General features: G+C 53.2%; 3 protein-coding genes. All 3 read right to left on the bottom strand.

Features of this window, described 5'->3' with window-relative positions; translation table 11 throughout:
* Window positions 1–77 precede the first annotated feature (77 nt).
* The 3 genes from QF041_RS24585 to QF041_RS24575 are packed head-to-tail and all read right to left on the bottom strand — an operon-like array spanning window position 78 to window position 6932.
* Window positions 78–1811 carry an ABC transporter ATP-binding protein gene (locus tag QF041_RS24585; RefSeq protein WP_307415981.1) on the bottom strand — a complete coding sequence of 578 codons (1734 nt, stop codon included), beginning with the start codon at window positions 1809–1811 and terminating at the stop codon, window positions 78–80.
* The gene (locus QF041_RS24580) at window positions 1808–3634 is read right to left on the bottom strand and encodes an ABC transporter ATP-binding protein (protein ID WP_307415980.1); all 1827 of its coding nucleotides are present in this window, start codon (window positions 3632–3634) and stop codon (window positions 1808–1810) included. Before QF041_RS24580 ends, QF041_RS24585 begins: the two co-directional genes overlap by 4 nt.
* Window positions 3624–6932: a non-ribosomal peptide synthetase gene (locus tag QF041_RS24575; RefSeq protein WP_307415979.1), complete on the bottom strand. Its 3309-nt coding sequence runs from the start codon at window positions 6930–6932 to the stop codon at window positions 3624–3626. Before QF041_RS24575 ends, QF041_RS24580 begins: the two co-directional genes overlap by 11 nt.
* Window positions 6933–6952 lie beyond the last annotated feature (20 nt).

The following is a 6952-nucleotide window of genomic DNA, read 5'->3' as shown; positions in this document are numbered from 1 at the left end:
CACACTCCCGTATTAGAGATTGTTTGTAGATAGGCTTTTTATCTAGATATCAGCAGGAAGCCGCTCGTCGTAATGGTCTAGCCATACAGCCGCGCGTAATAACCTCCGAGCGCCAGCAGGTCCTGATGGCGGCCCCGTTCCACGACCGTTCCTTGGTTCATGACCGTAATCAAATCCGCATGTTCCACAGTGCTGAGACGATGCGCAATCAGAATGGTGGTGCGCCCCTTCATCAATACGTTCAGAGCTTGCTGTACCCAATGCTGGGATTCGTTATCCAATGCAGAAGTCGCTTCGTCCAGCAGGAGAATCGGGGCGTTTTTGAGAATCGCCCGGGCGATCGCAATTCGCTGCCTTTGTCCGCCTGACAACGACGCTCCTCTCTCTCCCACCGGCGTTTTATACTGTTCAGGAAGTTCCTGAATAAAATGGTGAGCGTACGCCGCTTTGGCCGCTTCAACCACTTCTTCATCCGTTGCATCCGGGTTTCCATAACGGATGTTTTCCTCAATCGTGCCGGTAAACAAAAACGGCTCCTGCGGAACGTATGCAATCTGCCTGCGGATTTCGTCCAGCGTGTAATGTCCGAACGGTTTGCCCTGGAGCAGGATATCTCCGCTGTCCACAGGATAAAAACCGAGCAGCAGCTTGATCAGCGTACTTTTGCCGCTGCCGCTGGCTCCCACGATCGCAGCGACCTGGCCAGGAAACACTTGCATCGACATGTCGACAAGTACCTTTTTATCTGCCTGATAGGAAAATTCCACATCGCGAAACTCCACCGCAGCCTCCGATACAAGCTCGCTACGAGAAGATCCCAGACGCTCCGGTTCCTCTTCCTCGCTTAGTACCTCTTGAATCCGGTGAGCGCCCGCGAGCGAATTCTGGGTCATCGACAGAACCATCCCCAAGTTCAACAAGGCGTGCGTCAGATTCACTTGCAAAACTGCCAGAGCGGCGACACTTCCCATTCCCATCAATCCGTAGGCATAAAGAAGACTGCCGATGACGATGATGCCGCAAAACGTGACGTAGCTGATAAAATGGTTCACCGCAGCCTGCATACCGTTCTTTTTCGCCGTTTGCCGAAGCGTTTGCGTCATTTGTTCGTTCAACGCCTCGTACTGGCCGTAAATCGTGCGGATGCGGAACAGCTTCACAATTTGAATGCCGCCCATAAAATCTTTAAATTTTTCGGTCATTTTACCGAGCGTTTGCAAGCCTTGTTCGGACAAGGCACGGATATCCCGTGCAAATTTCAGGCTGACCAGAGAGGACAGCAGCAGAATCACGAAGGATACGCCAGCAAACCGCCAATCGATCACCACCATGGAGACAATGGAGCCGATGCAAAAGACAACTTGAAGCAGCAAAACGAAGTAAACCTGCGAGAATGTAAACTCAACGGTCGTTACGTCGTTGTTCACTCGCGACAGCAAGTCCCCATGGTGCGTCTGCTCCAGGAATCTCGGCCGCACCCGGCACAGCTTATCATAAAGACGTTTGCGGATATTCAGCACGGTCAGCTCGACACTGCGCTGGTATAAGTAAATGAACCAGGGAGAAATTATATTTTCCAGAAACAGGGCCACGCCCAAAATAATAAAGGCTTCCACCATCAGGGACGTATCTCGGGACACGGCGAAATCAACCAAGTTATGTACGACCAAGCTGAAGGCGATCAGAAACAGTGTCTGGGTGAGCGCCGTTACAGCAAGGCCAATCGCGTACTGGGTTTTGCGCTTGCGGTTCATAAACGTCAGCAAGTAGCCAAGTTCTTTCACTTGCGATAGCCTTCCGCCCTTTTTCATGTATACGACACCTCCCTGCGTTCGGCAGACTCGGTAAATTCCTGGTAGTACGACTGGGCGTACAGTCCCTTCCTCTCGAGCAATTGTTCATGAGTGCCCTTTTCGACAATACTTCCTTGTTCCAAAACCCAAATTTCATCGGCGTTTTGTACCGTAGAAAGCCGATGGGCAATAACCATGGTCGTTCTCTGCTTCATCAATACGCCCAACGCTTCCTGAACCGCGCTTTCCGACTCCGGATCAAGTGCCGATGTGGGCTCGTCCAACAGCAGAACGGGAGCATCCTTCAGAAACGCCCGGGCCATTGCAATGCGCTGGCGTTGCCCACCGGACAAAAACCCGCCGCGCTCTCCGACATACGTCTGGTAACCGTCCTCAAGCTGAATAATGAAAGAATGAGCCTGAGCGGATTTGGCGGCTTCGATAATCTCGTCCATCGACGCTTCTTCCCGCCCATAGCCGATATTTTCGGCGATTGTACCGCTAAACAAATATGAATCTTGGGTTACCACGGAAAAATGTGACCGAAGCTGCTCTGGATCTGCACCGTGGATCAGGCTTCCGAACACGCGGATCTCGCCCTGATCCTCCGGAAGCGGATAAAAGCCGCATACCAGCTTAAACACCGTGCTCTTCCCTCCGCCACTCGCTCCGACAAGCGCAATCGTCTTGCCTTCCGGCACCGAGAAGCTAACATTCCGCAGAATCGTGGAACTCTCTTCATACCCGAAGGTTACGTTCTGAAACTGGATGGGGGCGGCGCTCGCTGTTGGAAGCAAACGGCCATTTTCCGTTTCGGTCGGCTGCTCGACGATTTCGGAGACCCTTCTCAGGGCACCGGTCATTTCGAACGTGCGCGTGATGAGTTCGGGAATATGCTCCAGCGGCTCCAGACACAGATTAAGCAAGTACAGGAAGGCAATCAGTTCTCCCGCGCCTAGCTGCCCGTTGTAGATCAAATAGCTTCCGTAACTGACGGCGAAAATGATCGGGCTGATCATCAGCGTAGAAAGCAGCGGGTTGACCCAGGCTTCCCGCTTTTTCACGGCCAGCTTTTTTTGAGCCGTCAATTGCAGCAACACTTGGTAGGAGCGAGATAACATACCAGATAGCAGATAGCTTTTTACAATAGGCATCCCTCCAAGCGTATCCTGGAGGTTGACGTTCATTCGGCCCATGTTCGCCTGGGCTTCCTCCGTCAACTGTTCCAACTGCTTGCCGATCCATTGGGAAACCAGCAGTGCTACGGGAAATAATAGCAGGCTGTACAGCATCAGCTCCCATTGGAGGTAGATCAAATAAGCGAAACAGCCGATAAACAATAGCGGATGATAAAACCACTGGGCGAGGTCCCGAATCATAAATTGCTGGATGAGCTGCAGATCGTTGTTGATCCGCGACAACACGTCGCCGGAGTGCTGCTTTTCCAAATAGGGGACCGGGAGTTTGCCGATATGACGCATGACATGGTTGCGGATATCCTGCACCGCAGAGGCACTGCTTCGCTCCACACCAAAGCTCATGAAAAACTTCGCCGGTACACCGATCAAGATGACCACAAAGACCGTGTACACGATCTGCAGAACGATTGGCCCCGCCCCATTCTCGGCCTGTGTGGTCAGCTGCTCGACCAAACGTCCCGTCCATATCTCAATAACCGCGGCGGCTATTGCGGACAGGATACCGACGATCATCCAGCCTTTGTGACGGCTTACATAGGACATCAGCCAGCGAAACGCTTTCCAGGTGGCATAAGCGGTTCGGCGCTTGGAAGGCGCCGCTGTGCCTTGTTCTTGAACAGACGTCTGCCGGTCAGCTCCCATGCAGGACCCCGGCCTCCGCTTCGATCTGCTGCTTGATTTGCACTAAGATATCACGGATGACAACGGCCGTTTCGTCCACGCGCGCGAGTTCCAGTAATTCTTCGTGTGCGCCCTCCAGCCGGTAATCGGCGTAAGCTTGCGTCGTTGCCCTCTGCCAGGACGGCAACTGGTGCTCCAGGCGGAACGCTTCGCTGTCCTTCGCAATCAGTTCGTAAATCCGGGCAGTTATCGTGCCTGAATTAATAAGCTGCGCTTCGTACGTCAAGGTGGCTTTGATCTTCCGATGAACACGCTCCCGCACGAGCGGATTGCTCATTAATTCCTTTTCTTCTTCGTCGAAATCCGCAAGCATTTCTTCAAGCTCTTTCTCAGATGTTTCGTAAGGCGTGAGTGTGTCCTTAATCCACGAGTCCACCATGAGCACGTCCGTTACGGAATGCCCTCTTCTTTCCATCGTTTTGGCTACTTCGAACGTCAGGTTGCCTCCGAAGCAGTAACCGAGCAGCACGTAAGGTCCTTCCGGCTGGATGCGAACAATCTCATCCACATAACGGTTCAGCATGGCATCGTAATCGGTGGCATCGTCGATAAAATCAATACCGTAAAGCATGAACCGGCCGTCTAACCTGCTTGCAAGCTCTCGGTAACCGATGCCAAAGCCGCTGCCTGGAGGGAAGCAGAACACGTTCAGATCCCCTGTTTTATTCAGCTTAATGAAGGAGTCTCCCCCTTTATCCAGACCAAGATCCTCCTCTCCAAAAGCCATGGCTTCAACGGTTACACTATGGAATTGGCGATTCAGCGGTATCTCGATGCCCGTTTCATCGTAAACGGCTTGAACGAGCCTCATCAGACTTAACGAATTGCCGCCCAGTTCAAAAAAGTTATCCTTTACGCCAACCTGTGGAATGCCAAGTGTATCCTGCCAGACACGGGCGATCTTCATCTCGAGCAGTGTTCTCGGCGCAACATATTCCGCTCCTCTGGCCGCTGCTTCCTCCGGCACTGGCAGCGCTTTGCGGTCGATTTTTCCGTTCGCGGTCAGCGGCATCTGCGAAAGCTGCACAAGATGCGCAGGAATCATATACCCCGGAAGCTGCTTGGCGAGCTGCTCTTTGAGTTCATTCGCCGCCAGCTTTGTTTCCGCGACGTAATAAGCAACAAGTTGCTTATGGCCATTCGCGTCGTCTCGGGCGAGTACCACCGTTTCTTCCACGCCCCGGGCGTTCAGAAGCTGCGTCTCGATTTCGTCCAGCTCGATCCGGTACCCGCGGACTTTGACCTGATGGTCGATTCGGCCGAGGTATTCAATGTTGCCGTCCGGCAGCCAGGTCGCTAAGTCGCCTGAGCGATACAGTTTCTCCCCCTCCGCAAATGGGGAATCAATGAACTTTTCCGCCGTCAGATCCGGTCGATTCAGGTATCCTCTTGCCAGGCCTTCACCAGCTACGTACATTTCGCCTGCTACGCCGATCGGCACTGGGCGGCGGTTTTCATCCAGAACATACACCCTCAGCGTTGGGATTGGCTTGCCAATATTGCTCTTTGCCGCCTCCATTTCGACCCACGTAATTTCCTTATACGTCACGTGAACCGTCGTTTCGGTAATGCCGTACATATTGATCAGCTTTGTCTCCGGGTACTTCGTCTTGAAGCCCTTGAGCAAAAGCGGACTGAGCGCTTCGCCGCCAAAAATGACGTTGCGAATCCGCAGATCATATGGATGATCCGCCAAGACCTTACGCAGCAGCTGATAGAAGTACGTTGGCGTCTGGTTCAAAATCGTGACCTGTTCACGGCCTAGTAGCGCCAGGAAATCGGTCGGATTTTTAGCCGTGAGCGGCGGTACAATGACCAGCTTGCCTCCATACAGCAGCGCTCCGTACATTTCCCAGACGGAGAAATCAAAGCAGAACGAGTGGAACAGCGTCCACGTGTCGAACCGCCCGAAGTCGAACAAGTTCTTGTCGTTGAACAAAAGACGCACAACGTTTTTATGCTCGATCAATGTGCCTTTTGGTTTGCCGGTCGTTCCCGAAGTGTAGATGACATATGCCAGGTTCTCCGGCCCGGAAATTGGCTCCAGATTCGAAGCGTCCAGCGCACCTTCCGAGTCCGCCCCGCTGTCGCCCCAAACGAAATCATCTATTTCAAGGCGCGTTCCTGCGAAGTCGGTCTTACCGTGCAGATGCTTTTGAATCAGCAATAACGGTACACCCGAATCTTCGATCATGAAGCGAATGCGCTCCTCCGGGTAGTCGGGATCGACAGGCACGTAGGCCCCGCCCGCTTTGAGAATCGCCAGTATGCCGACGACCATATCGAGTGAGCGTTCGGCCAGAATCGCTACCAGCTGGTCCGCTTCAACTCCCGTCTCCCTCAGCTTGCGCGCAAGACGGTTGGATCGCTCGTTCAACTCGCGGTAGGTCAGCTGCCGTTCGTTCATGACAACAGCCACATTGTCCGGATAAAGCTCCGCCTGTTCTTCAAACAAACCGTGAATCGTTTTCCCCCGCTCAAACCCGGTTTCGTTGTCATTAAATCGATTCAGCAACGTCTCCCTCTCGTCCGGGGAAAGCACATCGGCTTGTCCAAGCTCCAGATCTGGCTGAAATACAAGCACGGACAGAAGCCGAACAAGATGGTCGGCCGTCTGTTCCACAAATGCCCGCTCGTACCGATGCCCGTCAAAGCTTATTTCCAGCTCGATAGAGTCGTTTTGGCGGTCGAATCGAAAAACCGTATCGGCCGCCACCCGGTTACCCAGCGGTTCAGGATGAATCGGAGTGAAGGATGCAACGGTGGTGATGACCGGAAGGCCTTCCCCTGTATAGTCCAGATGGAGCGGCTCCACCATTTTCCGAAAAGGCAGATGCTGATGCTCCAGCGCCTCACCGATGGAAGCTTTGATGCCCCCGAGCAGCGTTTTCAGCGTCGTCTGGCTGCTTACGGATGTTTTGATCACCAGGATGTCATGCGGCGGCTGAGTCACGTCCGGGTCACCGCTATAAGAAGGCATGCCGACCAGTACTTGATCCTGCCCGGTATATTTGAACAGCAGGCCTTTTACTCCTGCCAAAACAATCATGTACAAAGCCAGATCCGAACCATTGGCGAGGCGAATAATTCTCTCCGAGAGTTCACTCGGCAGGGTACGGTGAAGCAAGGCCGGCTCTGCCGCAGCTTCGCCACCCACAGATAATTTGGAGGATTGACTGTAGGGAAGGAAGCTCAGGCTGTCATCGTCGTCAAACTTGCTGCTCCAGTACCGTTCTTCCTTTTCAAATAAAGATTTCATTCGTACCTCCCCTAAAAATG

It is taken from the genome of Paenibacillus sp. W2I17 (assembly GCF_030815985.1).
Lineage (GTDB): Bacteria > Bacillota > Bacilli > Paenibacillales > Paenibacillaceae > Paenibacillus.
The sequence above is the reverse complement of the archived record's forward strand: the minus strand, read 5'-3'. Positions and strand labels throughout refer to the sequence as shown.